The sequence below is a fragment of the uncultured Metabacillus sp. genome, assembly GCF_947503125.1.
Classification (GTDB): Bacteria; Bacillota; Bacilli; order Bacillales; family Bacillaceae; genus Metabacillus.
Map to the genome: position 1 here is coordinate 31,834 of NZ_CANNCR010000026.1, position 25,768 is coordinate 57,601.

Consider the following 25,768-nt stretch of genomic DNA (forward strand, 5'->3'; position numbering starts at 1 on the left):
TTTAATTATACTAAAATTCCCATGAGGAAGGAGAAATTACTAAATGGCAAGAGAGTTCTCCTTAGAAAACACTCGTAATATCGGTATCATGGCACACATTGATGCCGGTAAAACTACGACAACTGAGCGTGTTCTTTATTACACTGGTCGTATTCATAAGATTGGTGAAACTCACGAAGGTGCATCACAGATGGACTGGATGGAGCAAGAGCAAGAGCGCGGTATTACGATTACATCTGCTGCAACAACTGCACAATGGAAAGGTCATCGTGTAAACATCATTGATACACCAGGACACGTAGACTTCACTGTTGAAGTTGAACGTTCTTTACGTGTACTTGATGGTGCTGTTGCAGTTCTTGATGCGCAATCAGGTGTTGAGCCACAAACAGAAACAGTTTGGCGTCAAGCTACAACTTATGGAGTACCACGTGTTGTGTTCGTAAACAAAATGGACAAAATCGGCGCGGACTTCTTATATTCTGTTAAAACTCTTCACGACCGTCTTCAAGCGAATGCTCACCCAATTCAATTACCAATTGGTGCTGAGGATCAATTTGAAGGAATTATTGACTTAGTAGAAATGAATGCAACATTCTACGGTAATGACTTAGGAACTGATATCCAAGTGAAAGAAATTCCTGAGGAATACCAAGATCAAGCAAATGAATACCGTGAAAGTTTAGTAGAAGCAGTAGCTGAACTTGATGAAGAATTAATGGAAAAGTACCTTGGCGGTGAAGAAATCACAAACGAAGAGCTAAGAGCAGCTATTCGTAAAGGTACAGTAAACGTTGAATTCTATCCAGTTATTTGTGGATCTGCCTTCAAAAACAAAGGTGTTCAAAAAATGCTAGATGCTGTTATTGATTATCTTCCATCTCCATTGGATGTACCTGCAATCAAAGGTACTGTTCCTGATACAGATGAAGAAGTAACTCGCGAATCTAGCGATGAGGGCCCATTCGCTGCTTTAGCATTTAAAGTAATGACTGATCCTTACGTTGGTAAATTAACATTCTTCCGTGTTTACTCTGGTACATTGAGTTCTGGATCATACGTTCAAAACTCAACAAAAGGTAAACGTGAGCGTGTTGGTCGTATCCTGCAAATGCACGCAAACAGCCGTGAAGAAATTTCACAAGTTTATGCTGGAGATATCGCAGCTGCTGTAGGTTTGAAAGATACGACAACTGGTGATACTCTATGTGATGACAAAAACCTTGTAATCCTTGAGTCTATGGAATTCCCAGAGCCAGTTATCCAGCTTTCAGTTGAACCAAAATCAAAAGCAGACCAAGATAAAATGACAACTGCTTTACAAAAGCTTCAAGAAGAAGATCCTACATTCAGAGCTCATACTGATCCAGAAACTGGTCAAACAATTATTGCAGGTATGGGTGAGCTTCACTTAGATATTCTTGTAGATCGTATGAAACGTGAATTCAAAGTTGAAGCAAATGTTGGTGCTCCTCAAGTTGCTTACCGTGAAACATTCCGTTCAGGTGCAAAAGTTGAAGGTAAATTTGCACGTCAATCAGGTGGTCGCGGACAATTCGGACACGTTTGGATCGAGTTCGAACCAAATGAAGAAGGTAAAGGCTTTGAGTTTGAAAATAAAATCGTTGGTGGGGTAGTACCTCGTGAATATGTACCTGCAGTTCAAGCTGGTCTTGAAGATGCAATGCAAAACGGTGTACTAGCTGGATATCCATTAGTTGATGTAAAAGCTGCATTAGTAGATGGTTCTTACCACGATGTTGACTCAAGTGAAATGGCATTTAAAGTAGCTGCTTCATTAGCTCTTAAAAATGCGGTATCAAAATGTAATCCAGTTATTCTAGAACCTGTCATGAAAGTTGAAGTTGTTGTTCCAGAAGAATACATGGGTGATATCATGGGCCAAGTAACAGCTCGTCGTGGACGTGTTGAAGGTATGGAAGCTCGTGGTAATGCACAAGTTGTTCGTGCAATGATTCCACTTTCTGAAATGTTCGGTTATGCTACTGCATTACGTTCAAGTACTCAAGGTCGCGGTGTGTTTACAATGCACTTTGACCATTATGAAGAAGTGCCAAAATCAGTATCTGAAGAAATTATCAAAAAAAATAAAGGTGAGTAATTGATTTTTACCCCTTTAATGAAGTATAACTACTTATGTGAGAACAGAGAGTGATGTTATCACTTTCTGTTACATATATCCTAAAATAATAAAACTCTAAGGAGGATTTTTAGAATGGCTAAAGAAAAATTCGACCGTTCCAAAACGCATGCTAATATCGGTACAATTGGTCACGTTGACCATGGTAAAACTACATTAACAGCTGCTATCACTACTGTTCTTGCTAAACGCAGTGGTAAAGGTGCGGCTATGGCTTACGATCAAATCGACGCTGCTCCAGAAGAGCGCGAGCGTGGAATCACAATCTCAACTGCACACGTTGAGTATGAAACTGAAACTCGTCACTATGCACACGTTGACTGCCCAGGACACGCTGACTATGTTAAAAACATGATCACTGGTGCTGCTCAAATGGATGGCGGTATCCTAGTTGTATCTGCAGCTGACGGCCCAATGCCTCAAACTCGTGAGCACATCCTTTTATCTCGTCAAGTAGGTGTTCCATACCTAGTTGTATTCTTAAACAAATGTGACATGGTTGATGACGAAGAGTTATTAGAACTAGTTGAAATGGAAGTTCGTGACCTTCTTTCTGAATATGAATTCCCTGGTGATGATGTACCAGTAATCAAAGGTTCTGCTCTTAAAGCTCTTGAAGGAGATGCTGAGTGGGAAGAAAAAATCGTTGAACTTATGAATGCTGTTGATGAGTACATCCCAACTCCAGAACGTGACACTGACAAACCATTCATGATGCCTGTTGAGGACGTATTCTCAATCACTGGTCGTGGAACAGTTGCTACTGGTCGTGTTGAGCGTGGACAAGTTAAAGTTGGTGACGTAATCGACATCATCGGTTTAACTGAAGAGCCAAAATCAACTACTGTAACAGGTGTTGAAATGTTCCGTAAGCTTCTTGATTATGCTGAAGCTGGAGATAATATCGGTGCACTTCTTCGTGGGGTTTCTCGTGATGAAGTACAACGTGGACAAGTACTTGCTAAACCAGGTACAATCACTCCACACACTAAATTTAAAGCAGAAGTTTACGTTTTATCAAAAGAAGAGGGTGGACGTCACACTCCATTCTTCTCTAACTACCGTCCTCAGTTCTACTTCCGTACAACTGACGTAACTGGTATCTGTCAACTTCCTGAAGGCGTAGAAATGGTTATGCCTGGGGATAACGTTGAAATGTCTGTTGAACTTATCGCTCCAATCGCGATTGAAGAAGGAACTAAGTTCTCAATCCGTGAAGGTGGACGTACTGTAGGCGCAGGCGTTGTTGCTTCTATCCAAGAATAATCTTTCTATATAATAGAAGATATAAAAAAGGCGAGCATTCATTGCTCGTCTTTTTCTATACAATAAAGTATTTAAAAGTTTAAGTATAACTTTTTGTACTTAGTTTTAGTGTCTAGCTCCAGCGCCTAGCCCCTCTAGGGTCTAGCCACTCAAGAATAGAAGGCAAAGAACGCCTTCTATTCTTGAGCGTCTTATTTGCCCTAGGCTGTTCAAGGCGCTTGCGCTTTTTTTCTATAAGAGACAAAGATCTTATGATTTTACAAAGAAAATGAGTTTGATATTATTTTTTCAAGAGAAACTACGTGATTAGAAAATTAAACCACTGCGGACAATCTTGATATTCATATTCAATCTATGTATAATAGTGAAAGTGCGCAAGATTACTAGCGATATTTTTAAATATATCTTGCATCTGTCACGATTTTTTTATATAATAGACAATGCTGGTCTTTGACTGCGATGAAGCAGGAGGTTGCCGATACACACGGCCGCTTTGCCATGGCGTGTGTAGGGAAAATTCTTGCGGAGAAAATGTCTATTTTGAAAATAGGCGAAAAGGAGGGAAAATAATGGCAAAACAAAAGATTCGTATTCGTTTAAAAGCTTATGATCATAGAATTCTTGATCAATCTGCTGAGAAAATTGTAGAAACTGCAAAACGTTCTGGTGCAAATGTATCTGGTCCGATTCCATTACCAACTGAAAGATCAGTATACACAATCCTTCGTGCGGTTCATAAGTATAAAGATTCTCGTGAGCAGTTCGAAATGCGTACTCATAAGCGTTTAATTGATATCATCAACCCAACACCACAAACAGTTGATGCATTAATGCGTTTAGATTTACCATCTGGTGTTGACATTGAAATCAAACTTTAATCATTAAAATAAATATTGAATCTAATAGGAGGTGTGACTTATGACCAAAGGAATCTTAGGAAGAAAAATTGGTATGACGCAAGTATTTGCAGAAAACGGTGATTTAATTCCGGTAACTGTAATCGAAGCTACTCCAAACGTTGTTCTTCAAAAGAAAACTGTTGAAACAGACGGTTATACAGCTGTTCAATTAGGATTTGAAGACAAACGTGAGAAGTTATCTAACAAACCAGAAAAAGGTCACGTTGCAAAAGCAAACACTGCACCTAAGCGCTTCGTTAAAGAACTTCGTGAAGCTAGCTTAGAGCAATACGAAGTTGGTCAAGAAGTCAAAGTTGATATTTTTGCTGCTGGTGAAACAGTAGATGTAACAGGAATTTCTAAAGGGAAAGGTTTCCAAGGCTCAATCAAACGCCACGGACAATCTCGCGGACCTATGTCTCACGGTTCTCGTTACCATCGTCGCCCTGGTTCAATGGGACCTGTAGCGCCAAATCGTGTATTCAAAAACAAACTTTTACCTGGTCGTATGGGTGGAGAACGTATTACTGTTCAAAACTTAGAAATTGTTAAAGTAGATGCAGAACGCAATCTATTATTAATTAAAGGTAACGTTCCAGGACCTAAAAAAGCACTTATCACTGTGAAAAGCGCAGTTAAATCTAAATAATTTCTTTAGGAAAGGAGGAATTGGATAATGCCGAAAGTAGCATTATTAAACCAAACTGGATCTAACGTTGGAGAGATCGAACTAAATGATTCTGTATTTGGTATCGAACCTAATCAGCACGTATTATTTGAAGCGGTTATCATGCAAAGAGCTTCCTTACGTCAAGGAACTCACAAAGTAAAAAATCGTTCAGAAGTAGCAGGCGGAGGTCGTAAACCTTGGCGTCAAAAGGGTACAGGACGTGCTCGTCAAGGATCTATCCGTTCGCCACAATGGCGCGGTGGTGGTATCGTATTTGGACCAACTCCACGTTCTTATGCATATAAATTACCTAAAAAAGTTCGCCGTTTAGCAATCAAATCAGCTTTATCATCTAAAGTAGTTGACAACAACATCGTTGTTTTAGAGGACTTAGCGTTAAACGCTCCAAAAACAAAAGAAATGACTGCAGTACTTAAAGGTCTTTCTGTTGATAAAAAAGCGTTGATCGTTACAGCAGACAGCAATGAAAATGTTGCATTATCAGCTCGTAACATCCCTGGTGTAACAGTTGTTACAGCAGACGGAGTAAACGTACTTGATGTACTTAACCATGAAAAGCTAATCATGACGAAAGCTGCGGTGCAAAAAGTAGAGGAGGTGCTTGCATAATGAAAGATCCTCGTGATATTATTAAGCGCCCCGTAATCACTGAACGTTCAACAGATCTAATGACTGAGAAAAAATATACGTTTGAAGTTGATGTTAAGGCTAATAAAACTGAAGTGAAAGATGCAATCGAAGCAATCTTTGACGTAAAAGTTGAAAAAGTAAACATCATGAACTATAAAGGTAAATTCAAACGTGTTGGCCGTTATGGCGGATACACAAACCGTCGTCGTAAAGCGATTATTAAGCTTACTGAAGATAGCAACACAATCGAATTGTTCGAAGTATAATTTTTAATAGAAAAGGAGGGATATCGATATGGCGATTAAAAAGTATAAACCAACCACAAACGGTCGTCGTAACATGACAGTTTCTGATTTTGCTGAAATTACGACAGATCAACCGGAAAAGTCGTTACTTGCACCACTTCATAAGAAGGGTGGACGTAATAACCAAGGTAAATTAACAGTTCGTCACCAAGGGGGCGGACACAAACGCCAATATCGTGTGATCGATTTTAAACGCGACAAAGATGGTATACCAGGACGCGTTGCTACAATCGAGTACGATCCAAATCGTTCTGCAAACATCGCACTTATCAACTATGTTGATGGTGAGAAAAGATATATTCTTGCTCCGAAAAACCTTACTGTAGGATTAGAAATCATGTCTGGTCCTGAAGCAGATATTAAAGTAGGTAATGCTCTGCCATTACAAAACATTCCTGTTGGTACTGTGGTACACAACATCGAATTAAAACCTGGTAAAGGCGGACAATTAGTTCGTTCAGCAGGAACATCTGCTCAAGTATTAGGTAAAGAAGGAAAATATGTATTAGTACGTTTAAACTCTGGTGAAGTTCGTATGATTCTTGCAACTTGCCGTGCAACTGTAGGTCAAGTTGGTAATGAGCAACATGAACTTATCAACATCGGTAAAGCAGGTCGTTCTCGCTGGTTAGGCAAACGCCCAACAGTTCGTGGATCTGTTATGAACCCTAATGACCATCCACACGGTGGTGGTGAAGGTCGCGCTCCTATCGGACGTAAATCACCAATGTCACCATGGGGTAAACCAACTCTTGGTGCTAAAACTCGTAAGAAGAAAAACAAATCAGATAAGTTTATCGTGCGTCGTCGTAAAAAATAACGTGGTTGAACTACGGTTCAATCGAACCGTAGCACGATCGCGAAGGGAGGTACAATCATGGGCCGTAGCTTGAAAAAAGGACCATTCGTGGATGAACATTTAATGAGCAAGGTTGAAAAGTTAAATGAAACTGACAAGAAGCAAGTAATTAAAACTTGGTCACGTCGTTCTACAATTTTCCCGCAATTCATTGGTCACACTATTGCTGTTTATGATGGACGTAAACATGTTCCTGTATATGTAACTGAGGACATGGTAGGTCACAAACTTGGTGAGTTTGCACCTACACGTACGTACAAAGGTCATGCAAGTGATGACAAAAAAACAAGACGTTAATGAGAGGAGGCATTTTACATGCAACAATCTAAAGCTGTCGCAAGAACAGTTCGCATTGCTCCTCGTAAAGCTCGTTTAGTTCTAGATCTTATTCGAGGTAAGCAAGTGGGCGAAGCAGTAGCGATTTTAAATCACACGCCAAAGGCTGCTTCTCCAATCATCGAGAAAGTTTTAAAATCTGCAGTGGCAAACGCTGAACATAACTATGAAATGGACATCAATAGCCTAGTTGTTTCTGAAGCTTATGCAAATGAAGGTCCAACTCTTAAACGTTTCCGTCCACGTGCTATGGGTCGTGCAAGTGCTATTAACAAACGCACAAGCCACATCACAATCATTTTAACAGAAAAGAAGGAGGGATAATCCGTGGGTCAAAAGGTAAATCCAGTCGGTCTTCGTATTGGAGTTATTCGTGATTGGGAGTCAAAATGGTTCGCTGGTAAAGACTACTCAACTCTTTTACATGAAGATATTAAAATTCGTGAATACATTACTAAGCGTCTTAACGATGCATCTGTTTCTAAAATTGAGATCGAGCGTGCTGCTAACCGTGTAAACATCACTATCCACACTGCTAAACCAGGTATGGTTATTGGTAAAGGTGGTACGGAAGTTGAAGCATTGCGTAAAGCACTTAACCAATTAACTGGCAAACGTGTACACATCAACATTTTAGAAATCAAAAAAGCTGATTTAGATGCTAAATTAGTTGCTGAAAATATCGCGCGTCAATTAGAAAACCGTATTTCTTTCCGTCGTGCTCAAAAACAAACAATTCAACGTGCTATGCGCGCTGGTGCTCAAGGTATCAAAACTCAAGTTTCAGGCCGTTTAGGTGGAGCAGATATCGCACGTGCTGAGCATTACAGTGAAGGGACAGTTCCACTACACACACTTCGTGCTGATATCGATTATGGAACAGCTGAAGCTGATACAACTTACGGTAAATTAGGCGTAAAAGTTTGGATCTATCGTGGAGAGGTTCTTCCTACTAAGAAGAAAACTGAGGAAGGAGGAAAATAATATGTTATTGCCAAAACGCGTTAAATACCGCAGAGAACATCGTGGGAAAATGCGTGGTCGTGCGAAAGGCGGTACTGAAGTACATTTCGGTGAATTCGGTATCCAAGCTCTAGAAGCTTCATGGATCACTAACCGTCAAATTGAAGCAGCACGTATCGCGATGACACGTTATATGAAACGTGGCGGTAAAGTTTGGATCAAAATCTTCCCTTCTAAGCCTTATACAGCTAAGCCTCTAGAGGTACGTATGGGATCTGGTAAAGGTGCTCCAGAAGGTTGGGTAGCAGTTGTTAAACCTGGAAAAGTAATGTTCGAAATTTCTGGTGTTTCTGAAGAGGTAGCACGTGAAGCTTTACGTTTAGCTTCTCACAAATTACCGATCAAAACGAAATTCGTAAAACGTGAAGAAATTGGTGGTGAATCTAATGAAAGCTAATGAAATTCGTGACCTTACCACTGCTGAAATAGAACAAAAAGTAAAGTCTCTTAAAGAAGAGTTATTTAACCTTCGCTTTCAATTAGCGACAGGACAATTGGAAAATACTGCTCGCATCCGTGAAGTTCGTAAATCGATCGCTCGCATGAAAACTGTTATTCGTGAAAGAGAGCTCGCTGCTACAAACCGTTAATAAGAGAGGAGGTTTACTGAATGAGTGAACGCAACCAACGCAAAGTATATACTGGCCGTGTTGTTTCTGACAAAATGGATAAGACAATTACTGTTCTTGTTGAAACATATAAAACACACCCGTTATACGGCAAACGAGTTAAATACTCTAAGAAATTCAAAGCACATGATGAAAACAACCAAGCTAAAACTGGTGACATCGTAAGAATAATGGAAACTCGTCCATTATCAGCTACTAAACGTTTCCGCTTAGTTGAAATCGTTGAGGAAGCTATTATCATTTAATATTGTTCGGATAGTTAATTCCGAAGGGAGGTAACATAAGTGATCCAACAAGAATCTCGTTTAAAAGTTGCTGACAACTCTGGTGCTCGTGAAGTACTAACAATCAAAGTATTAGGTGGTTCTGGACGTAAAACTGCTAATATCGGTGATGTTATTGTTTGTACGGTAAAACAAGCAACACCAGGTGGCGTTGTCAAAAAAGGTGATGTTGTAAAAGCTGTAATCGTTCGTACGAAAAGCGGCTCACGTCGTTCAGACGGTTCTTACATCAAGTTTGACGAAAATGCATGTGTTATCATCCGTGATGACAAAAGCCCACGCGGAACACGTATTTTCGGACCTGTTGCACGTGAATTACGTGAAAACAACTTCATGAAAATCGTTTCTTTAGCTCCGGAAGTTCTATAATAAATCTGATTGCCTTACTAAGGAGGTGCAACTAGCATGCATGTTAAAAAAGGTGACAAAGTAATGGTTATCTCTGGTAAGGATAAAGGTAAACAAGGCGTAGTACTTGCTTCTTATCCTAAAAAAGATCGTGTACTTGTTGAAGGTGTAAATGTTGTGAAAAAACACTCTAAACCTTCTCAAGCTAATCCACAAGGTGGAATCATCAATCAAGAAGCACCTATCCATGTATCAAATGTTATGCCGCTTGATCCTAAATCAGGTGAACCAACTCGTGTTGGTTATAAAGTGGTTGACGGTAAAAAGGTACGTGTTGCAAAAAAATCTGGTGAAACTTTAGATAAATAGTAAATAAAGAAGGGAGGTATATTTCATGAACCGCCTTAAAGAAAAATATCAAAAAGAAATTACACCTGCATTAATGAGCAAGTTTTCATATAAATCAGTAATGCAAGCTCCAAAAATTGAAAAAATCGTAATCAACATGGGTGTTGGTGACGCTGTATCAAATTCAAAAGCATTAGATGTTGCTGTTGATGAATTAGCGCAAATCACTGGTCAAAAACCAGTTGTAACGAAAGCAAAAAAATCAATCGCAGGCTTCCGCTTACGTGAAGGTATGCCTATCGGTGCAAAAGTTACACTACGCGGTGAGCGTATGTACCAATTCTTAGATAAGTTAATCTCTGTATCACTACCACGTGTACGTGACTTCCGCGGGGTTTCAAAAAAATCATTTGACGGTCGCGGTAACTACACTTTAGGTGTGAAAGAGCAATTAATCTTCCCTGAGATTGATTATGATAAAGTAAACAAAGTTCGTGGTATGGATATCGTTATCGTAACTACTGCGAATACTGACGAAGAAGCTCGCGAACTATTAACACAGTTCGGTATGCCGTTTCAAAAATAATCGCTAGTAAAGGGAGGCGAAATTGTGGCTAAAAAATCAATGATTGCTAAGCAAAAGCGCACGCAAAAATTTAAAGTACAAGAGTACACACGCTGCGAACGTTGCGGACGTCCACACTCAGTACTACGCAAATTTAAGCTTTGCCGTATTTGTTTCCGTGAACTTGCTTACAAAGGTCAAATTCCAGGCGTGAAAAAAGCTAGCTGGTAATACCGTAAAACGGAAGGAGGTTATTTAGTAATGGTTATGACAGATCCTATTGCAGATATGCTTACTCGCATTCGTAATGCGAACATGGTACGTCACGAAAAGCTTGAGTTCCCTGCATCTAAAATCAAAAAGGAAATCGCAGAAATCCTTAAGCGTGAAGGTTTCGTACGTGATGTAGAATATGTAGAAGATAACAAACAAGGCATTATTCGTATTTTCTTAAAATACGGTTCAAACAATGAGCGTGTAATCACTGGTTTGAAAAGAATCAGCAAACCTGGTTTACGTGTTTATGCTAAAGCTGATGAAGTACCACGTGTACTTAACGGATTAGGTATTGCAATTGTTTCTACTTCTCAAGGTGTTTTAACTGACAAAGAAGCTCGTGCAAAACAAACTGGTGGAGAAGTATTAGCATACGTTTGGTAATAAGCTTAAAATGAATGGAGGTGCAATGAATGTCTCGTATTGGTAAGAAACCACTTGAAATCCCTGCTGGTGTTACAGTTACTGTCGCTGAAGATAACACTGTAACAGTTAAAGGACCAAAAGGTGAGTTAACTCGCACATTCAACCCTGATATTAAAATCACAATTGAAGACAACGTTTTAACTGTAAGTCGTCCATCTGACGCAAAAGAACACCGTGCCCTTCACGGTACAACTCGCAGTCTCCTTGGAAACATGGTAGAAGGCGTATCAAAAGGATTTGAAAGAGGATTGGAGCTAATCGGTGTCGGATACCGTGCTTCTAAATCTGGTAATAAATTAGTTCTTAATGTTGGTTACTCTCACCCTGTTGAGATCACACCTGAACAAGGTATTGAAATTGAGGTTCCATCTCAAACTAAGGTTCTTGTTAAAGGTACTGATAAAGAGCGTGTAGGTGCTATTGCAGCTAACATTCGTGACGTTCGTCCACCAGAGCCTTACAAAGGTAAAGGTATTCGCTACGAAGGCGAACATGTACGTCGTAAAGAAGGTAAAACTGCGAAGTAATATTGCCTAGATGATAAGAAAGGAGTGACCTAAATGATTACTAAGGCTGATAAAAATGCTGTACGTAAAAAAAGACATGCACGTGTTCGTGCTAAGTTATCTGGTACTCAGGCTCGTCCACGTCTAAACGTATATCGTTCAAACCAACACATTTATGCACAAGTAATTGATGATACTAATGCTGTTACTTTAGTGAGTGCATCTACTTTAGATAAAGATTTTGATCTTGATTCAAAAAGCAATGTTGAAGCTGCTCAAAAAGTTGGCGAATTAGTTGCAAAACGTGCTATTGAAAAAGGTGTTAAATCTGTCGTATTCGATCGCGGCGGATACTTATATCATGGTCGTATTAAAGCTCTAGCTGATGCAGCACGCGAAGCTGGACTAGAATTTTAATCGCAAAAGGAGGGACATAAAGAATGCGTCGTATTGATCCAAACAAATTAGAGCTTGAAGAACGCGTAGTTACCGTTAACCGCGTAGCGAAAGTTGTTAAAGGTGGTCGTCGTTTCCGTTTCGCAGCACTTGTAGTTGTTGGTGATAAGAACGGTCACGTAGGTTTCGGTACTGGTAAAGCACAAGAGGTGCCAGATGCGATTCGTAAAGCAATTGAAGATGCAAAGAAAAACCTAATCGAAGTACCTATGGTAGGTACTACAATTCCTCACCAAGTTATCGGTCAATTTGGAGCAGGAAACATCTTACTAAAACCAGCATCTGAAGGTACTGGAGTTATCGCTGGAGGACCTGTTCGTGCGGTATTAGAATTAGCAGGTGTAGCTGATATTCTTTCTAAATCTTTAGGTTCTAACACTCCAATTAACATGATCCGTGCTACAATTTCTGGATTGAAAGAACTTAAGAGTGCTGAAGATGTTGCTAAGTTACGTGGAAAAACGGTAGAAGAACTGTTAGGATAAGGAGGGAACTAAAATGGCGAATAAGTTAGAAATTACCCTCACTCGCAGTGTAATTGGTCGTCCTGAAGACCAACGTATTACTGTAAGAACACTTGGACTTAAAAAGTTACACCAAACTGTAGTTCAAGAAGATAATCCTGCGATTCGCGGTATGATTAATAAAGTTGCACACTTAGTTACAGTTAAAGAACAATAATTGAAATAAAAATCTATAAGGAGGTGTCCCGATGAAACTTCATGAGTTGAAACCAGCAGAAGGTTCACGTAAAACACGTAATCGTGTAGGTCGTGGTATTGGTTCTGGCAACGGTAAAACAGCTGGTAAAGGTCACAAAGGACAAAACGCTCGTTCAGGTGGTGGAGTTCGTCCTGGATTCGAAGGTGGTCAAACTCCTTTGTTCCAACGCTTGCCTAAACGCGGTTTTACAAATATTAACCGTAAGGACTATGCAGTTGTAAACCTTGATAAGCTTAACCGTTTCGAAGAAGGTACTGAGGTTACTCCAGAACTATTGCTTGAAACAGGCGTTGTAAGCAATGTTAAGTCTGGTGTTAAAATTCTTGGTAATGGACAGTTAGAGAAAAAACTTACTGTAAAAGCTAACAAATTCTCTGCTTCTGCTAAAGAAGCTATTGAATCTGCTGGCGGTACAGCTGAGGTGATCTAATGTTTAAAACAATCTCCAATTTTATGCGCGTGGGTGATATTCGAAATAAGATCATATTCACCCTTTTAATGTTAATTGTATTTCGTATTGGTACATTCATTCCTGTGCCGAATGTCAATGCTGATGTGTTACAAGCACAAGATGAACTGAATGTATTCGGAATCTTAAACACATTTGGCGGAGGTGCTTTATATAACTTCTCGATCTTAGCGATGGGGATTATGCCTTATATTACAGCATCGATCATCGTCCAGCTCTTGCAGATGGACGTTGTGCCAAAATTCACTGAATGGTCAAAGCAAGGTGAAGTTGGGCGGCGTAAGCTCGCACAATTTACAAGATACTTTACGATCATATTAGGTTTCATCCAGGCGTTAGGTATGTCCTACGGGTTCAATACCCAGTCAGGCGGATTGTTAATCGAAAATCCTGGCATATGGACGTACTTATTAATTGCGATTGTCTTAACAGCTGGTACAGCATTTTTAATGTGGTTAGGAGAACAGATCACCTCCAAAGGTGTTGGAAACGGAATTTCCATTATTATCTTTGCAGGGATCGCAGCAGGCATTCCCTCAACGATTAACCAAATATATGCACAACAATTCCAAGATGCCGGCGATCAGCTTTTCATCCGAATTGTAACAGTTGCCATTCTGGTATTGGCTATTTTAGCCGTTATCGTTGGGGTTATTTTCATCCAACAAGCACTTCGTAAGATTCCAATTCAGTACGCTAAGCGTTCCGGGAACAACAATATGGGCGGAGGTCAAACAACTCATCTGCCTTTAAAAGTGAACCCTGCTGGCGTTATTCCTGTTATCTTTGCGGTGTCATTTATTATTACTCCACCGACGATAGCAGCCTTTTTTGGTCCGAATGATGTGACGGATTGGATCCAGAAAACATTTGATTACACTCAGCCTATAGGGATGATCATCTATATCGCATTAATTATTGCTTTCACATACTTCTATACATTTGTTCAAGTGAACCCTGAGCAGATGGCAGAAAATTTGAAGAAGCAAGGCGGCTATATACCTGGTATCAGACCAGGTAAGAATACGCAGGAATATGTTACAAAGGTATTATATCGTCTAACTTTTGTCGGTTCTCTTTTCTTAGCAGTTATAGCTGTTCTTCCTGTTTTCTTCATTCAATTTGCTGATCTACCGCAATCTGCACAGATTGGCGGAACAAGCTTGTTAATCGTTGTCGGGGTTGCCCTTGAAACAATGAAACAGCTTGAAAGTCAGCTAGTGAAACGTCATTATAAAGGCTTTATTAAATAGGGAGGATATGGGATATGTTCCCATTCCCTCTAAATAGAGACTGAGGGGGAAATACAAATGAATTTAGTATTGATGGGCCTTCCAGGTGCGGGTAAAGGCACTCAGGCTGAACGTATTGTCGAAAAGTACGACATCCCTCATATCTCAACAGGAGATATGTTCAGAGCTGCTATGAAAGAAGAGACAGAACTAGGGTTGCAAGCAAAGTCTTTTATTGATAAAGGTGAACTTGTGCCTGATGAAGTAACCATAGGTATTGTTCGTGAACGTTTAGGAAAGAATGATTGCCAAAAAGGTTTTCTTTTAGATGGTTTTCCTAGAACTGTTGCTCAAGCTGAAGCGCTTGAAGGAATTCTGGCAGATCTAAACAAACAGATTGATTACGTAATCAACATTGAAGTAAATAAAGATATTCTAATGGAACGCTTAACAGGACGTCGTATTTGCAAAAACTGTGGCGCAACCTATCACTTAGTATTTAATCCGCCTGCTAAACAAGGCGAATGTGATAAATGTGGTGGAGAGCTCTATCAGCGTGCAGACGATAACGAAGAAACGGTAGCTAACCGTTTAGAAGTTAACCTTAAGCAGACTGAACCATTACTGAACTTCTATAGCGATAAAGGCTATTTAAGAAACATTAATGGGGAACAGGATATTGATCAAGTTTTTGATGACGTTAATCAGCTGCTTGGAGGACTAGTGCATGATCATTTGTAAGACTCAGCGAGAGCTTGAGATTATGCGAGAAGCTGGTCGAATTGTTGCTTTAACACATCAAGAATTGCAAAAATATATCAAACCTGGTATCACGACAAAAGAATTGGATGCAATTGCCGAAAAGTTTATTCGAGGTTATGATGCAATTCCATCTTTTAAAGGGTATAATGGTTTCCGCGGGAGCATTTGTGCTTCTGTAAATGAAGAACTCGTTCACGGAATACCTGGTGATCGCGTATTGCGTGAGGGAGATATTATTAGCATTGATATCGGTGCTAAATATAACGGATATCATGGTGATTCTGCTTGGACATATCCGGTTGGTGAAATTTCTGAAGCGACTCAGAAACTTTTAACTGTTACTGAGGAGTCCTTATATAAAGGACTGGAAGAAGCAAAACCAGGAGATCGACTTTCAAACATTTCTCATGCCATTCAAACGTATGTTGAAGGACATGGTTTTTCTGTTGTAAGAGAGTATGTTGGTCACGGTGTCGGGCAAGATTTACATGAAGATCCGCAAATACCTCATTATGGTCCACCTAACAAAGGCCCAAGGCTAAAGCCGGGAATGGTGTTAGCAATTGAACCAATGGTTAATGCGGGTACCCGTTATGTGAAAACATTGGCAGATGAATGGACAGTAGTTACAGTAGATGGTAAAGTGTGTGCCCATTTTGAGCACACGATTGCGATCACTGAAACAGGCTATGAAATTCTAACAAAAGCCTAACCTGAAGGTGACATTGCTTGAACGAACCTAATTCGATTCCAGGCATGTGTCAACTTGCTTAATCTTGAGCAAGTACGATATGCCATATTGATTGGAAATTTCGGATGTCATTTCGTTTTAATGCTGATGGAGAAAGCGAAGTTTGAATCTCCAAGTAAAAGAATGTTCATCATCTAGAATTCTTTACCTGAGTATCTCCAGAAGTTCAGAACAGTATAGTGGAAACAGGTCGTGTGACAAATGGAAGTTTGTCAATGAGCAAGTTACTGATTTTGAGAAGGGAGAACAGTTCGATGGCGAAAGACGATGTAATTGAAGTTGAAGGAACTGTCGTTGAAACATTGCCAAATGCAATGTTCAAGGTAGAACTTGAGAACGGTCATACGGTTTTAGCGCATGTATCTGGAAAAATTCGCATGCATTTCATTCGTATTTTACCTGGAGACAAAGTTACGGTAGAATTATCTCCATATGATTTAACTCGTGGCAGAATTACGTACCGTTTTAAATAATTAGCACTCCGTACTACTAAGGAGGTATTAAAATCATGAAAGTCAGACCATCTGTTAAACCGATTTGTGAAAAATGTAAAGTCATTCGCAGAAAAGGCAAAGTCATGGTTATTTGTGAGAATCCTAAGCATAAGCAAAAACAAGGTTAATTTTTAAGGAGGTGCAAGCTTAATGGCTCGTATTGCAGGTGTTGATATTCCTCGTGACAAACGTGTTGTCATTTCATTAACATATATCTTTGGGATCGGACGCTCAACTGCTCAGAAAGTTCTAGCTGAGGCTGGGGTTTCAGAAGATACTCGTGTACGTGACCTAACTGAAGAAGAGTTAGGAAAAATTCGTGATGTAATCGATAAGCTTAAAGTAGAAGGTGACCTTCGCCGTGAGGTATCTTTAAACATTAAGCGTCTAATCGAGATCGGTTCATTCCGCGGTATTCGTCACCGTCGCGGTTTACCAGTTCGCGGACAAAACACAAAAAATAACGCTCGTACACGTAAAGGTCCACGTCGTACTGTAGCAAACAAGAAAAAATAAGATAAAAGGAGGGTAACCAATAATGGCACGTAAAACGAACACTCGTAAACGTCGTGTGAAAAAGAATATTGAGAGTGGTGTTGCTCACATTCGTTCAACTTTCAACAACACGATTGTTACTATTACAGACACTCATGGTAATGCACTTTCATGGTCAAGTGCTGGTGCGTTAGGTTTCAGAGGTTCTCGTAAATCTACTCCTTTCGCTGCACAAATGGCTGCTGAAACAGCAGCAAAAGCATCTATGGAACATGGTCTAAAAACTCTTGAAGTTACTGTAAAAGGACCTGGTGCAGGACGTGAAGCGGCTATTCGCTCACTTCAAGCTGCAGGGTTAGAAGTAACAGCAATTAGAGACGTTACTCCAGTTCCACATAATGGATGCCGTCCACCAAAACGTCGTCGTGTGTAAATTTTCTGTATAGATTTTGTATCTCTGTCTATAATGGGTTATGATACAGTATATAAGTTCTAGCAGAATCACTTAGTTGTTGTGCACATTCGGGAACTTTTGAATGGGGAATTTCGGTTAGACGTTTTATAAATTTTCCAGTCTAGCCGGGGTTTCGACGTTTTGAAGGAGGGTTTATAGATGATAGAAATTGAAAAACCAAAAATCGAAACGGTTGAAATCAGCGATGATGCCAAATACGGCAAGTTCGTCGTCGAGCCACTTGAGCGTGGATATGGTACAACTTTGGGTAACTCCTTACGTCGTATTCTTTTATCCTCTCTCCCTGGTGCCGCTGTAACATCGATCCAGATAGATGGCGTACTTCATGAGTTTTCAACAATCGAGGGTGTTGTAGAGGATGTTACTTCGATTATCTTAAACATTAAAAAACTTGCTCTTAAAATCTACTCTGATGAGGAAAAGACGCTTGAGATTGATGTTCAAGGCGAAGGCAGTGTAACTGCATCTGATATTACTCATGATAGTGACGTCGAAATTCTAAATCCAGATCTTCATATTGCAACTCTTGCATCAGATGCTAGCTTTAGAATGAGACTAACAGCTAAGCGCGGCCGTGGCTACACGCCAGCTGATTCAAACAAGAGAGAGGATCAGCCTATTGGAGTGATTCCAATTGATTCGATCTACACACCAGTTGCACGTGTCTCCTACCAAGTAGAGAAAACACGCGTTGGCCAAGTTGCCAACTATGATAAACTGACGCTTGACGTTTGGACTGATGGTAGTACAGGACCGAAAGAAGCGATTGCTTTAGGTTCAAAGATCCTTACTGAACACCTTAATATTTTTGTAGGGCTTACTGATGAAGCTCAAAATGCAGAAATTATGGTTGAAAAAGAAGAGGATCAAAAAGAGAAAGTTTTAGAGATGACGATTGAAGAACTAGATTTATCTGTTCGTTCTTACAACTGTTTAAAACGTGCTGGAATCAACACAGTGCAAGAGCTTGCTCATAAAACAGAAGAGGATATGATGAAGGTTCGTAATCTAGGTCGTAAATCTCTAGAAGAAGTTAAGGCTAAGCTAGAAGAACTAGGTTTAGGTCTTCGAAAAGACGACTAGTTAGAAAGTTAACTAGCGTTTTCGTATGTTTCAATAAAACATTTGTTTTTAGATATACAAAAACATACATTATACAACGAAGGAGGGGACATCTGATGTCATACAGAAAATTAGGTCGTACAAGTGCTCAGCGTAAAGCGATGCTACGTGATTTAACTACTGATTTAATCATCTCAGAACGCATTGAAACTACTGAAGCACGTGCTAAAGAATTACGCTCAGTTGTTGAAAAGATGATTACTTTAGGAAAGCGCGGAGATCTTCATGCTCGCCGTCAAGCTGCTTCTTATGTACGTAACGAAGTCGCTGAAGTTGTAACAGTTACAACTGAGGAAGGTAAGGAAAAAGATAAGCCGAAATATGCTTTAGAAAAGCTTTTCAGTGATATCGCTCCACGTTACGAAGATCGCCAAGGCGGTTACACTCGCATCATGAAGCTTGGACCACGTCGCGGTGACGGTGCTCCAATGGTTATCATTGAATTAGTTTAATACATTTACTACAAGGGCGTGACAGTTGTAAAACTGGATCAATGCCCTTTTTTTATAGGATAAGGTAAACAGATTTTTTTGCCATAGTTTATGTTCTTACGCTTTTCTTAAGAGGAGAAACGAGTGATGAGTCAAACAATCATAGATGTTGAAAACATAACGTTTCATTATCATCAGGAAGCTGCTCCTGCATTAGACAATGTTTCCATCCAAGTTAAACAAGGTGAGTGGCTTGCGATTGTAGGTCATAACGGATCTGGCAAATCGACATTAGCAAGAATTTTAAACGGATTGTACATTCCAGAAAAAGGGAAGGTCAAAGTCTGCGGGATCGAATTATCAGAAGATTCGATATGGGATATACGCAAGCATGTCGGTATGGTCTTTCAAAACCCCGATAATCAATTTGTAGGTGCAACGGTGAAGGATGACGTTGCCTTTGGTCTTGAGAATAATGGTATACAGAGAGAAGAGATGATCAAAAGAATTGAATGGGCAACGAAAAAGGTCAAAATGGATACCTTTCACACTCATGAGCCACACCATCTTTCAGGAGGCCAAAAACAGCGTGTAGCCATTGCGGGTGTCATAGCTGTTCAACCAGATATTATCATCTTAGATGAAGCAACATCAATGCTTGATCCAGTAGGGCGAAACGAAGTCATTCAAACCGTTCGTGAGCTGAAAAATCAAGGGCTGTTAACGGTTATTTCAATCACGCATGACCTGGAGGAAGCGTCAAAAGCGGACAGAATTATCGTGATGAATGGCGGGAAGAAGTTCGCTGAGGGAACGCCTGAAGAGGTGTTTAAGCTTGATGATAAACTGGTGGAAATTGGCCTTGACTTACCGTTTCCTTTTCTACTAAGTAAAAAGCTTCGTAAAGCTGGAGTACCCATTCAACATAATCATTTGACTGAGGAAGGCCTGGTGAATGAGCTATGGACATTACAATCAAAAATGTAGAGCATCGTTATCAGGCCCGTACACCATTTGAAAGACTTGCTCTTTATGACATCAATCTTACGGTGAAATCGGGTTCCTATGTCTCTATTATAGGGCATACCGGTTCAGGGAAATCGACTATACTACAGCATTTAAATGGGCTTTTAAAGCCTACTAAGGGCTCTATTCATATCGGTGAGCACAAAATTGAGGCTGGTAAGAAGCAAAAGAATCTGAAGGTTGTCAGAAGCCTAGTTGGCATCGTTTTTCAATTTCCTGAGCATCAGCTTTTTGAAGAGACCGTTGAGAAGGATATTGCGTTTGGTCCGATGAACTTTGGCGCAAGCGAGGAAGAGGCCTTAAGAAAAGCAAGACAAAGCTTAGAGCTTGTCGGCTTGCCAGAATCGATCCTGCAAAAATCCCCCTTTGATTTAAGCGGCGGTCAAATGCGAAGAGTCGCAATTGCGGGAGTCTTGGCTATGGGTCCTGAGGTTCTTGTGTTAGATGAGCCAACTGCAGGTCTTGATCCTAGGGGAAGAAAAGCGATGATGGAGTTATTCTATCGTTTAAATCAAGAACAAAAGCTGACGATTATCCTTGTTACCCATAGTATGGAGGATGCAGCTAAGTATTCTGATGAGATTATTGTGATGAATAAAGGAACAATCGAGATGCATGGTACGCCAAGAGAGATATTTAGTCAGGCTGATAAGCTTTCCTCGTTAGGCTTGGATTTGCCTGAAACAGTTAAATTACAGCAGCTATTAGTAAAAAAAGGGTTATCTTTTGAAGAAATTCCGTTAACGATCGATGAAGCAGTTGATCAGCTAAAAGCTCTAGTAGGTGAGGTGGAGCTTAGAGGATGAATAGTATGATTATAGGGAAATATGTTCCTGGTGAATCTCTTATTCATAGAATGGATCCACGTGCAAAATTACTGATGATTTTTGCCTTTGTTTTTATCGTATTTTTGGCAAATAACTTTATTACCTATCTGATGCTAGGTTTATTTACATTGATCATTGTTGTATTAACAACGCTTCCTGTACACTTTTTGCTAAAAGGGCTTAAGCCTGTTTTATGGATCATTCTCTTTACGTTTCTTCTTCATATTCTGGTCACAAAAGAAGGGGAAGTTCTAGTAGATTTAGGATTTCTCAGAATTTATGAAGTAGGTCTGAAGCAAGGAATCTATCTATCACTGCGTTTTCTTTATTTAATCCTAATGACAACAATCTTAACCTTAACAACTACGCCGATCGAAATTACCGATGGCATGGAAAGTCTATTGGGACCGTTTAAGAAGATAAAGTTGCCTGTCCATGAGCTTGCTTTAATGATGTCGATTTCCTTAAGGTTTATTCCGACGTTAATGGAAGAAACTGATAAAATTTTAAAAGCTCAAATGGCAAGGGGCGTAGACTTCGCCAGCGGCCCTGTAAAGGACCGTTTTAAGGCGGTAGTACCCTTACTAGTCCCCCTCTTTATAAGTGCCTTTAAACGGGCGGAGGAGCTTGCTACGGCGATGGAGGCAAGAGGGTATCGCGGCGGAGAAGGCAGAACCAAGCTAAGGCAGTTAAAGTGGAGGGGACTCGATACGTCCGTTTTATCCCTGCTTGTTGTTTTAGGGCTGCTTTTAATTTTTTTAAGGACATAGGAGCAAATGATGAGGGTAAAATGTATTGTTTCTTATGATGGATCACAATTTAGCGGTTATCAGGTACAACCAAATAAAAGAACAGTTCAAGGTGAAATCGAAGCGGCTTTGAAGAAGCTTCATAAAGGACAGGCTATTAAGGTTCATGCATCAGGAAGGACGGATGCAGGGGTTCATGCTGTTGGACAAGTTCTGCATTTCGACACCCATCTAACCATCTCTGAAGAAAAATGGCCATATGCATTAAATAGTCTGCTGCCGGATGATGTGGTTCTATTGGAAGCCAGCTATGTTCAGGCCGATTTTCACGCAAGGTTTCATGCGATAGCGAAGGAATATCGCTATCGCATTAGCCAGCAAAAAATCGTCGATGTATTTAAGCGTAATTATAGCTATCATTACCCTTATAAGCTTGATCTGAGCGCGATTAGAGAGGCTTGCAAGCATTTATGCGGGACACATGACTTTACGAGCTTCTGTGTAGCGAAAACTGAGGTTGAAGATAAAGTCAGAACCATTTATTCTATTGACCTTCTAGAAGAGGAATCAGAAATTATTTTTTGCTTTAAAGGGAGCGGATTTCTGTACAATATGGTCAGAATTCTGGTCGGAACATTATTGGACGTAGGCAAAGGGGAAACTGCCCCAGATCAAATTCCTGCAATATTAGAAGGAAAAAACAGGAATTTGAGCGGCAAAACCGTACCAGGTCATGGCCTTTATTTATGGAAAGTTTATTATGACAACTAAACCAGGTGTAACATTTTCTTGACATTAGGTATTATAAGTTATATTATATTTGATGGTATGTATTTCACCCCCACGAATAAGCCCCGGAAACTTATCGTGTTATGAAATAGACATTTTATTTAATCAATCAGGAGGGAAAATCATGCGTACAACGTTTATGGCAAACGCTGCAAATATCCAACGCAAATGGTACGTAGTTGATGCTGCAGGCAAGACTTTAGGTCGCCTTTCAAGTGAAGTTGCATCTATCCTACGTGGCAAGCATAAACCAACTTACACTCCACACGTTGACACTGGAGATCACGTAATCATCATCAACGCTGAGAAAATCGAATTAACAGGTAAAAAATTAACAGATAAAATTTATTACCGTCACAGCCAATTCCCTGGCGGTTTAAAATCAAGAACTGCTTTGGAAATGCGTACGAACTATCCTGAGAAAATGCTTGAATTAGCAATCAAAGGAATGCTTCCAAAAGGTTCATTAGGTCGTCAAATGGCTAAAAAATTACATGTATATGCTGGTAGCGAACACCCACACCAAGCACAACAACCTGAAGTTTACGAACTTCGCGGATAATTTAAAAGGAGGTTATTATTTTGGCACAGGTTCAATATTACGGTACTGGCCGTCGTAAAAGCTCTGTAGCGCGTGTACGTCTAGTTCCAGGCGAAGGCCGTATCGTTGTAAATAATCGTGATATTAAAGATTACATCCCATCAGCTGCTTTAATCGAAGATATTAAACAACCATTAAACTTAACTGAAACTGCAGGAAGCTACGATGTACTTGTAAATGTTTCAGGTGGTGGATATGCAGGTCAAGCTGGCGCTATCCGTCACGGTATCTCTCGTGCTTTATTAGAAGCAGATCCAGAATACCGTCCATCACTTAAGCGTGCAGGCTTATTAACTCGTGACGCTCGTATGAAAGAACGTAAAAAATACGGTCTTAAAGGCGCTCGTCGTGCACCTCAGTTCTCAAAACGTTAATTATCAACGTTTCGAAGGCTCTTTTCACTTATGTGGAAAGGGTCTTTTTTATTATTTTATTTCCACTATTATTAATACTATATGGTAAAATATTCTTATAAATAGAAATATAATCCAAAGGGGGATGTGCATTTGAATATTGATGTTACCAAAATTTTTATCAGTTCTTCCTCCCAGCAAACCCTTCAATCCCTAAGAGAAAGAATAAAAACTGCTTTAGAGAATGCTGGTCATGAAACAGTTATGTATGAATATGGAGATATAGGGCTTTATACTGATGATCCAAACCAGGATTGTTTAGATAAGGTAAAAGATAGTGACGTACTTGTTTTATTCATATCAAATAAAGCAGGTAGTCTAAGCCGTAGCAATCCTAATATTACGATTACATATGCAGAATTTATGACTGCGTTAAAGAATGATAAAATTGTTATACCGATAGTGGAAACACAAATACTTAACTTCTATAAAGAACATATTAAGGATGAATTAGATAGAGCTATTAACAAGTTTGAAGAAGAACATGATCACGAACCAAGGTTCACTTTTCCAATTGTTAAAGCCCTATTGGAAGATCATAAAAATAGAGATTCTGTCTTACATAAAAAAATCGAGGGAATGTCTGTTGATGAATTTATTTGGGCATTTGTCCATGATTGTTATAAATTGACAAGATGGACTTATAATTACAACATAGCAGACACTCCTGATCTTTGTAACTTTCTATTAAAAGTATTAAGCCAAGTGTTAAGAAAAAGTACTAAATTTTATCTTCACGAAAAGGAAATTACACAAAACCTTGTGCTTTATGATGAACTTTCCGTGTATCAGGACTCTGTATCTAATTTTATGAAGTGTATTATGAACTCAACACTCAATCTTCCGTTATTTTTTAAAACATTAACGAGTTATTTACCAAGTCAATCTATTTATGACTCTTACAGTGATTTTGCAGAACATCCTGAACCTATTGTGAATATATCTGAATGTAAAGCAATTACATTATATAAACGAAATAATGATGTCTTAACTTTAGTAGATTCATACGGAAGTAATACTCCAACTCAGGAATTTAAAAAAGGCGATGAAGATTCATTTGTTGCTCAAACTTATAATAAAGATATGGAGCATCAAGAACATATTTTTTACTCTGAAGATAAACAAATGATATATATGACAAAAAAAGTGGGAGAATTAGTTTTGTCTTGTCACTTCCAATTATCTGAGGCATGGTCAAGCCGCCGAGTTAACAGCTATGAAAGTGATATCGTTAGTGCTATAATGGATAAAAGGCAACCATTTGATTTTGCAATAGATCTTTTAGGAGGGATGTTAAATGAGTAAGGATAGTGCAGTTTATATTGGTTCCACTCCAAAGCATCTAACTCGTGTAGCTAAAGAAATGAATATGAGGAAAAATTCCGAAAACAATAGACGATTACTTGAATCACTTGGATACAATGATAAATCAAATATACAAGGAAAAAAACTGGTGAAATAGTAACTGTGAAAAAAGTGTGAGATTTTATACTTTTTTACTTCCTTCTATAAATAGAGCAGTCATGCCCTCATGGTTGGGTGCCATTAAAGCCTTGACCACAATTTGACCACCGAAGGTATATCATGAAATTTACTCTACTTTATATAGAGTGGGCAAAAGCCGATAACTCGTGCCTTTAATAAATCATTTCTTATCTAGTTTCTCCATATTTTGTGTGGGCATGAAAGAACGTAAAAAATACTTAAAGGCGCTCGTCGTGCACCAGTTCTCAAAACGTTAATATTTTCATAGCAACGTTTTCAGCCCTTTCTCGGCAATCAGAGGGAGGGTTTTTAATTTGAAAAATATTTGTTTGAATACTGAATATTACGGAATGGTACCTAGAAGAAAGAAAAAAGCATAGGTTTTTATTAACCGGAAACGTCTTATTCTTAAAGGGAAAGCAAAAAACAACATAAAAAGACCGAAGGCATTATTAACGTTTCTTCGGTCTTTATTTAATCTTAGTTTCTGATTTTGAGCAGACATTTCTTTATCAGTTTTACTATTCGAATTTAAAACAGGTGGAACAACTGTGACCGTCAAGTAAAATGATACAATTTCTGCTCATTAATTTGAAACACTTTGTTGCCCAAATATGGTAGAACGATGTTTCATACGATAACTATCTTCATTTAAATGGATGATTTCTACACGATGGAGAATCCGATCTAATATAGCTGTCGTTATTGCTTGATCGCCCAATAATTCACCCCATTCTTTTGGAGCCTTATTGGAAGTTAATATGATTGATGATTGGTTATATAGGTCATTAATTAAGTGAAAAAACATATTTGCTTCTTGTTGATCCATTGCCATAAACTGTTATTGCCATCCCAAAATGACCAAAAGTTGACGGTATTGCCTGTCCAGAATTAGACGATTATAATGTCCATATAT

Annotated in this window: 40 protein-coding genes and 1 pseudogene; 40 read left to right on the top strand and 1 reads right to left on the bottom strand. The window is 39.3% G+C overall.

Annotated elements, in window-relative coordinates; translation table 11 throughout:
* Nucleotides 1-43 precede the first annotated feature (43 nt).
* From fusA to Q1B07_RS16480, 40 genes are all read left to right on the top strand, one after another.
* Nucleotides 44-2,122: an elongation factor G gene (gene fusA / locus Q1B07_RS16285; RefSeq protein ID WP_299092124.1), complete on the top strand. Its 2,079-nt coding sequence runs from the start codon at nt 44-46 to the stop codon at nt 2,120-2,122.
* A gap of 114 nt (nt 2,123-2,236) precedes the next feature.
* The gene (tuf, locus tag Q1B07_RS16290; RefSeq protein WP_299092123.1) at nt 2,237-3,427 is read left to right on the top strand and encodes an elongation factor Tu; all 1,191 of its coding nucleotides are present in this window, start codon (nt 2,237-2,239) and stop codon (nt 3,425-3,427) included.
* 569 nt (nt 3,428-3,996) lie between these two features.
* Nucleotides 3,997-4,305 (top strand): 30S ribosomal protein S10, encoded by a 309-nt coding sequence (rpsJ, locus tag Q1B07_RS16295; RefSeq protein ID WP_066330427.1) that lies wholly within the window; start codon nt 3,997-3,999, stop codon nt 4,303-4,305.
* Between the two features lie 40 nt (nt 4,306-4,345).
* Complete coding sequence (gene rplC, locus Q1B07_RS16300) at nt 4,346-4,975, top strand: 50S ribosomal protein L3 (RefSeq protein ID WP_299092120.1); 630 nt, start codon at nt 4,346-4,348, stop codon at nt 4,973-4,975.
* A gap of 27 nt (nt 4,976-5,002) precedes the next feature.
* Nucleotides 5,003-5,626 (top strand): 50S ribosomal protein L4, encoded by a 624-nt coding sequence (rplD, locus tag Q1B07_RS16305; RefSeq protein ID WP_299092119.1) that lies wholly within the window; start codon nt 5,003-5,005, stop codon nt 5,624-5,626.
* Nucleotides 5,626-5,913 carry a 50S ribosomal protein L23 gene (rplW, locus tag Q1B07_RS16310; RefSeq protein WP_299092118.1) on the top strand — a complete coding sequence of 96 codons (288 nt, stop codon included), beginning with the start codon at nt 5,626-5,628 and terminating at the stop codon, nt 5,911-5,913. The genes rplD and rplW overlap by 1 nt, the downstream gene beginning before the upstream one ends.
* 28 nt (nt 5,914-5,941) lie before the next feature.
* Nucleotides 5,942-6,772, top strand: coding sequence for a 50S ribosomal protein L2 (rplB, locus tag Q1B07_RS16315; RefSeq protein WP_299092116.1), 831 nt, complete (start codon nt 5,942-5,944; stop codon nt 6,770-6,772).
* A gap of 57 nt (nt 6,773-6,829) precedes the next feature.
* Nucleotides 6,830-7,108 carry a 30S ribosomal protein S19 gene (gene rpsS / locus Q1B07_RS16320; protein ID WP_299092114.1) on the top strand — a complete coding sequence of 93 codons (279 nt, stop codon included), beginning with the start codon at nt 6,830-6,832 and terminating at the stop codon, nt 7,106-7,108.
* 18 nt (nt 7,109-7,126) lie between these two features.
* Nucleotides 7,127-7,471: a 50S ribosomal protein L22 gene (gene rplV, locus Q1B07_RS16325; RefSeq protein ID WP_072581456.1), complete on the top strand. Its 345-nt coding sequence runs from the start codon at nt 7,127-7,129 to the stop codon at nt 7,469-7,471.
* A 3-nt stretch (nt 7,472-7,474) separates the two neighbouring features.
* Nucleotides 7,475-8,131 (top strand): 30S ribosomal protein S3, encoded by a 657-nt coding sequence (gene rpsC, locus Q1B07_RS16330; RefSeq protein WP_299092108.1) that lies wholly within the window; start codon nt 7,475-7,477, stop codon nt 8,129-8,131.
* Nucleotide 8,132: 1 nt separating this feature from the next.
* Entirely contained in the window at nt 8,133-8,567 is a 435-nt protein-coding gene (gene rplP / locus Q1B07_RS16335) for a 50S ribosomal protein L16 (RefSeq protein ID WP_026561227.1), read from the top strand.
* Nucleotides 8,557-8,760, top strand: a complete 204-nt coding sequence (rpmC, locus tag Q1B07_RS16340) for a 50S ribosomal protein L29 (RefSeq protein WP_299092104.1) — start codon at nt 8,557-8,559, stop codon at nt 8,758-8,760. The genes rplP and rpmC overlap by 11 nt, the downstream gene beginning before the upstream one ends.
* Before the next feature lie 20 nt (nt 8,761-8,780).
* Nucleotides 8,781-9,044, top strand: a complete 264-nt coding sequence (gene rpsQ / locus Q1B07_RS16345; protein WP_299092102.1) for a 30S ribosomal protein S17 — start codon at nt 8,781-8,783, stop codon at nt 9,042-9,044.
* 39 nt (nt 9,045-9,083) lie between these two features.
* Nucleotides 9,084-9,452: a 50S ribosomal protein L14 gene (gene rplN, locus Q1B07_RS16350; RefSeq protein ID WP_299092100.1), complete on the top strand. Its 369-nt coding sequence runs from the start codon at nt 9,084-9,086 to the stop codon at nt 9,450-9,452.
* 36 nt (nt 9,453-9,488) lie between these two features.
* The gene (rplX, locus tag Q1B07_RS16355) at nt 9,489-9,800 is read left to right on the top strand and encodes a 50S ribosomal protein L24 (protein WP_299092098.1); all 312 of its coding nucleotides are present in this window, start codon (nt 9,489-9,491) and stop codon (nt 9,798-9,800) included.
* Nucleotides 9,801-9,825: 25 nt separating this feature from the next.
* Nucleotides 9,826-10,365, top strand: a complete 540-nt coding sequence (gene rplE, locus Q1B07_RS16360) for a 50S ribosomal protein L5 (RefSeq protein ID WP_299092097.1) — start codon at nt 9,826-9,828, stop codon at nt 10,363-10,365.
* A 24-nt stretch (nt 10,366-10,389) separates the two neighbouring features.
* Nucleotides 10,390-10,575, top strand: a complete 186-nt coding sequence (gene rpsN / locus Q1B07_RS16365) for a 30S ribosomal protein S14 (RefSeq protein ID WP_010285078.1) — start codon at nt 10,390-10,392, stop codon at nt 10,573-10,575.
* Between the two features lie 30 nt (nt 10,576-10,605).
* Complete coding sequence (rpsH, locus tag Q1B07_RS16370; protein ID WP_095301368.1) at nt 10,606-11,004, top strand: 30S ribosomal protein S8; 399 nt, start codon at nt 10,606-10,608, stop codon at nt 11,002-11,004.
* A gap of 29 nt (nt 11,005-11,033) precedes the next feature.
* A complete protein-coding gene (gene rplF, locus Q1B07_RS16375; protein ID WP_299092092.1) occupies nt 11,034-11,573 on the top strand; it encodes a 50S ribosomal protein L6 in 540 nt (179 codons plus the stop codon).
* A 33-nt stretch (nt 11,574-11,606) separates the two neighbouring features.
* Nucleotides 11,607-11,969, top strand: coding sequence for a 50S ribosomal protein L18 (gene rplR / locus Q1B07_RS16380; RefSeq protein WP_299092090.1), 363 nt, complete (start codon nt 11,607-11,609; stop codon nt 11,967-11,969).
* Nucleotides 11,970-11,992: 23 nt separating this feature from the next.
* Nucleotides 11,993-12,493, top strand: coding sequence for a 30S ribosomal protein S5 (gene rpsE / locus Q1B07_RS16385; protein ID WP_299092089.1), 501 nt, complete (start codon nt 11,993-11,995; stop codon nt 12,491-12,493).
* A gap of 13 nt (nt 12,494-12,506) precedes the next feature.
* Nucleotides 12,507-12,689 (top strand): 50S ribosomal protein L30, encoded by a 183-nt coding sequence (gene rpmD / locus Q1B07_RS16390; protein ID WP_299092088.1) that lies wholly within the window; start codon nt 12,507-12,509, stop codon nt 12,687-12,689.
* 31 nt (nt 12,690-12,720) lie between these two features.
* Nucleotides 12,721-13,161 carry a 50S ribosomal protein L15 gene (gene rplO, locus Q1B07_RS16395; protein ID WP_299092087.1) on the top strand — a complete coding sequence of 147 codons (441 nt, stop codon included), beginning with the start codon at nt 12,721-12,723 and terminating at the stop codon, nt 13,159-13,161.
* The gene (secY, locus tag Q1B07_RS16400; RefSeq protein WP_299092086.1) at nt 13,161-14,453 is read left to right on the top strand and encodes a preprotein translocase subunit SecY; all 1,293 of its coding nucleotides are present in this window, start codon (nt 13,161-13,163) and stop codon (nt 14,451-14,453) included. The genes rplO and secY overlap by 1 nt, the downstream gene beginning before the upstream one ends.
* Nucleotides 14,454-14,510: 57 nt before the next feature.
* Entirely contained in the window at nt 14,511-15,173 is a 663-nt protein-coding gene (locus Q1B07_RS16405) for an adenylate kinase (RefSeq protein ID WP_299092085.1), read from the top strand.
* Nucleotides 15,160-15,906 (top strand): type I methionyl aminopeptidase, encoded by a 747-nt coding sequence (gene map / locus Q1B07_RS16410; protein WP_299092084.1) that lies wholly within the window; start codon nt 15,160-15,162, stop codon nt 15,904-15,906. Before Q1B07_RS16405 ends, map begins: the two co-directional genes overlap by 14 nt.
* Nucleotides 15,907-16,199: 293 nt before the next feature.
* A complete protein-coding gene (gene infA / locus Q1B07_RS16415; protein ID WP_003348578.1) occupies nt 16,200-16,418 on the top strand; it encodes a translation initiation factor IF-1 in 219 nt (72 codons plus the stop codon).
* A gap of 35 nt (nt 16,419-16,453) precedes the next feature.
* Nucleotides 16,454-16,567 (top strand): 50S ribosomal protein L36, encoded by a 114-nt coding sequence (gene rpmJ / locus Q1B07_RS16420; RefSeq protein WP_003156543.1) that lies wholly within the window; start codon nt 16,454-16,456, stop codon nt 16,565-16,567.
* 22 nt (nt 16,568-16,589) lie between these two features.
* Complete coding sequence (gene rpsM / locus Q1B07_RS16425; RefSeq protein ID WP_026561242.1) at nt 16,590-16,955, top strand: 30S ribosomal protein S13; 366 nt, start codon at nt 16,590-16,592, stop codon at nt 16,953-16,955.
* 22 nt (nt 16,956-16,977) lie between these two features.
* Nucleotides 16,978-17,367 carry a 30S ribosomal protein S11 gene (gene rpsK, locus Q1B07_RS16430; RefSeq protein WP_046586377.1) on the top strand — a complete coding sequence of 130 codons (390 nt, stop codon included), beginning with the start codon at nt 16,978-16,980 and terminating at the stop codon, nt 17,365-17,367.
* 180 nt (nt 17,368-17,547) lie between these two features.
* The gene (locus Q1B07_RS16435) at nt 17,548-18,492 is read left to right on the top strand and encodes a DNA-directed RNA polymerase subunit alpha (RefSeq protein ID WP_299092079.1); all 945 of its coding nucleotides are present in this window, start codon (nt 17,548-17,550) and stop codon (nt 18,490-18,492) included.
* A 95-nt stretch (nt 18,493-18,587) separates the two neighbouring features.
* On the top strand, nt 18,588-18,983 hold the full coding sequence (rplQ, locus tag Q1B07_RS16440) for a 50S ribosomal protein L17 (RefSeq protein WP_299092078.1): 396 nt from the start codon (nt 18,588-18,590) through the stop codon (nt 18,981-18,983).
* A gap of 126 nt (nt 18,984-19,109) precedes the next feature.
* Nucleotides 19,110-19,949, top strand: coding sequence for an energy-coupling factor ABC transporter ATP-binding protein (locus Q1B07_RS16445; protein WP_299092077.1), 840 nt, complete (start codon nt 19,110-19,112; stop codon nt 19,947-19,949).
* Nucleotides 19,925-20,794: an energy-coupling factor ABC transporter ATP-binding protein gene (locus Q1B07_RS16450; RefSeq protein ID WP_299092076.1), complete on the top strand. Its 870-nt coding sequence runs from the start codon at nt 19,925-19,927 to the stop codon at nt 20,792-20,794. Before Q1B07_RS16445 ends, Q1B07_RS16450 begins: the two co-directional genes overlap by 25 nt.
* A complete protein-coding gene (locus Q1B07_RS16455) occupies nt 20,791-21,585 on the top strand; it encodes an energy-coupling factor transporter transmembrane protein EcfT (RefSeq protein ID WP_299092075.1) in 795 nt (264 codons plus the stop codon). Before Q1B07_RS16450 ends, Q1B07_RS16455 begins: the two co-directional genes overlap by 4 nt.
* Before the next feature lie 9 nt (nt 21,586-21,594).
* Entirely contained in the window at nt 21,595-22,335 is a 741-nt protein-coding gene (gene truA, locus Q1B07_RS16460; RefSeq protein WP_299092073.1) for a tRNA pseudouridine(38-40) synthase TruA, read from the top strand.
* A 142-nt stretch (nt 22,336-22,477) separates the two neighbouring features.
* Entirely contained in the window at nt 22,478-22,915 is a 438-nt protein-coding gene (gene rplM, locus Q1B07_RS16465) for a 50S ribosomal protein L13 (RefSeq protein ID WP_299092071.1), read from the top strand.
* A gap of 20 nt (nt 22,916-22,935) precedes the next feature.
* On the top strand, nt 22,936-23,328 hold the full coding sequence (gene rpsI / locus Q1B07_RS16470; RefSeq protein ID WP_299092069.1) for a 30S ribosomal protein S9: 393 nt from the start codon (nt 22,936-22,938) through the stop codon (nt 23,326-23,328).
* A gap of 132 nt (nt 23,329-23,460) precedes the next feature.
* Nucleotides 23,461-24,672 carry a DUF4062 domain-containing protein gene (locus Q1B07_RS16475; RefSeq protein WP_299092067.1) on the top strand — a complete coding sequence of 404 codons (1,212 nt, stop codon included), beginning with the start codon at nt 23,461-23,463 and terminating at the stop codon, nt 24,670-24,672.
* Complete coding sequence (locus tag Q1B07_RS16480) at nt 24,665-24,829, top strand: hypothetical protein (RefSeq protein ID WP_299092065.1); 165 nt, start codon at nt 24,665-24,667, stop codon at nt 24,827-24,829. The genes Q1B07_RS16475 and Q1B07_RS16480 overlap by 8 nt, the downstream gene beginning before the upstream one ends.
* A 609-nt stretch (nt 24,830-25,438) precedes the next feature.
* On the opposite strand, the pseudogene Q1B07_RS16485 reads toward Q1B07_RS16480, so the two are convergent.
* Nucleotides 25,439-25,690 (bottom strand): annotated as a pseudogene (locus Q1B07_RS16485) (ATP-binding protein); the annotation flags it as partial.
* Nucleotides 25,691-25,768 lie beyond the last annotated feature (78 nt).

Excerpts from the sequence above, each read along its gene's own strand:
- rplF (WP_299092092.1), top strand. The coding sequence starts at position 11,034 with ATGTCTCGTATTGGTAAGAAACCACTTGAAATCCCTGCTGGTGTTACA.
- rplB (WP_299092116.1), top strand. The coding sequence starts at position 5,942 with ATGGCGATTAAAAAGTATAAACCAACCACAAACGGTCGTCGTAACATG.
- rplQ (WP_299092078.1), top strand. The coding sequence starts at position 18,588 with ATGTCATACAGAAAATTAGGTCGTACAAGTGCTCAGCGTAAAGCGATG.
- rpsH (WP_095301368.1), top strand. The coding sequence starts at position 10,606 with ATGGTTATGACAGATCCTATTGCAGATATGCTTACTCGCATTCGTAAT.
- truA (WP_299092073.1), top strand. The coding sequence starts at position 21,595 with ATGAGGGTAAAATGTATTGTTTCTTATGATGGATCACAATTTAGCGGT.
- secY (WP_299092086.1), top strand. The coding sequence starts at position 13,161 with ATGTTTAAAACAATCTCCAATTTTATGCGCGTGGGTGATATTCGAAAT.
- rplV (WP_072581456.1), top strand. The coding sequence starts at position 7,127 with ATGCAACAATCTAAAGCTGTCGCAAGAACAGTTCGCATTGCTCCTCGT.
- rpsQ (WP_299092102.1), top strand. The coding sequence starts at position 8,781 with ATGAGTGAACGCAACCAACGCAAAGTATATACTGGCCGTGTTGTTTCT.
- rpsJ (WP_066330427.1), top strand. The coding sequence starts at position 3,997 with ATGGCAAAACAAAAGATTCGTATTCGTTTAAAAGCTTATGATCATAGA.
- rplM (WP_299092071.1), top strand. The coding sequence starts at position 22,478 with ATGCGTACAACGTTTATGGCAAACGCTGCAAATATCCAACGCAAATGG.
- rpsM (WP_026561242.1), top strand. The coding sequence starts at position 16,590 with ATGGCTCGTATTGCAGGTGTTGATATTCCTCGTGACAAACGTGTTGTC.
- rplX (WP_299092098.1), top strand. The coding sequence starts at position 9,489 with ATGCATGTTAAAAAAGGTGACAAAGTAATGGTTATCTCTGGTAAGGAT.
- Q1B07_RS16480 (WP_299092065.1), top strand. The coding sequence starts at position 24,665 with ATGAGTAAGGATAGTGCAGTTTATATTGGTTCCACTCCAAAGCATCTA.
- rplD (WP_299092119.1), top strand. The coding sequence starts at position 5,003 with ATGCCGAAAGTAGCATTATTAAACCAAACTGGATCTAACGTTGGAGAG.
- Q1B07_RS16450 (WP_299092076.1), top strand. The coding sequence starts at position 19,925 with ATGGACATTACAATCAAAAATGTAGAGCATCGTTATCAGGCCCGTACA.
- rplO (WP_299092087.1), top strand. The coding sequence starts at position 12,721 with ATGAAACTTCATGAGTTGAAACCAGCAGAAGGTTCACGTAAAACACGT.
- infA (WP_003348578.1), top strand. The coding sequence starts at position 16,200 with ATGGCGAAAGACGATGTAATTGAAGTTGAAGGAACTGTCGTTGAAACA.
- rpmJ (WP_003156543.1), top strand. The coding sequence starts at position 16,454 with ATGAAAGTCAGACCATCTGTTAAACCGATTTGTGAAAAATGTAAAGTC.
- rpmD (WP_299092088.1), top strand. The coding sequence starts at position 12,507 with ATGGCGAATAAGTTAGAAATTACCCTCACTCGCAGTGTAATTGGTCGT.
- rplW (WP_299092118.1), top strand. The coding sequence starts at position 5,626 with ATGAAAGATCCTCGTGATATTATTAAGCGCCCCGTAATCACTGAACGT.
- rpsS (WP_299092114.1), top strand. The coding sequence starts at position 6,830 with ATGGGCCGTAGCTTGAAAAAAGGACCATTCGTGGATGAACATTTAATG.
- rplR (WP_299092090.1), top strand. The coding sequence starts at position 11,607 with ATGATTACTAAGGCTGATAAAAATGCTGTACGTAAAAAAAGACATGCA.
- rpsK (WP_046586377.1), top strand. The coding sequence starts at position 16,978 with ATGGCACGTAAAACGAACACTCGTAAACGTCGTGTGAAAAAGAATATT.
- Q1B07_RS16435 (WP_299092079.1), top strand. The coding sequence starts at position 17,548 with ATGATAGAAATTGAAAAACCAAAAATCGAAACGGTTGAAATCAGCGAT.
- fusA (WP_299092124.1), top strand. The coding sequence starts at position 44 with ATGGCAAGAGAGTTCTCCTTAGAAAACACTCGTAATATCGGTATCATG.
- Q1B07_RS16455 (WP_299092075.1), top strand. The coding sequence starts at position 20,791 with ATGAATAGTATGATTATAGGGAAATATGTTCCTGGTGAATCTCTTATT.
- rplE (WP_299092097.1), top strand. The coding sequence starts at position 9,826 with ATGAACCGCCTTAAAGAAAAATATCAAAAAGAAATTACACCTGCATTA.
- rplC (WP_299092120.1), top strand. The coding sequence starts at position 4,346 with ATGACCAAAGGAATCTTAGGAAGAAAAATTGGTATGACGCAAGTATTT.
- tuf (WP_299092123.1), top strand. The coding sequence starts at position 2,237 with ATGGCTAAAGAAAAATTCGACCGTTCCAAAACGCATGCTAATATCGGT.
- rplP (WP_026561227.1), top strand. The coding sequence starts at position 8,133 with ATGTTATTGCCAAAACGCGTTAAATACCGCAGAGAACATCGTGGGAAA.
- Q1B07_RS16445 (WP_299092077.1), top strand. The coding sequence starts at position 19,110 with ATGAGTCAAACAATCATAGATGTTGAAAACATAACGTTTCATTATCAT.
- rpmC (WP_299092104.1), top strand. The coding sequence starts at position 8,557 with ATGAAAGCTAATGAAATTCGTGACCTTACCACTGCTGAAATAGAACAA.
- map (WP_299092084.1), top strand. The coding sequence starts at position 15,160 with ATGATCATTTGTAAGACTCAGCGAGAGCTTGAGATTATGCGAGAAGCT.
- rpsE (WP_299092089.1), top strand. The coding sequence starts at position 11,993 with ATGCGTCGTATTGATCCAAACAAATTAGAGCTTGAAGAACGCGTAGTT.
- Q1B07_RS16405 (WP_299092085.1), top strand. The coding sequence starts at position 14,511 with ATGAATTTAGTATTGATGGGCCTTCCAGGTGCGGGTAAAGGCACTCAG.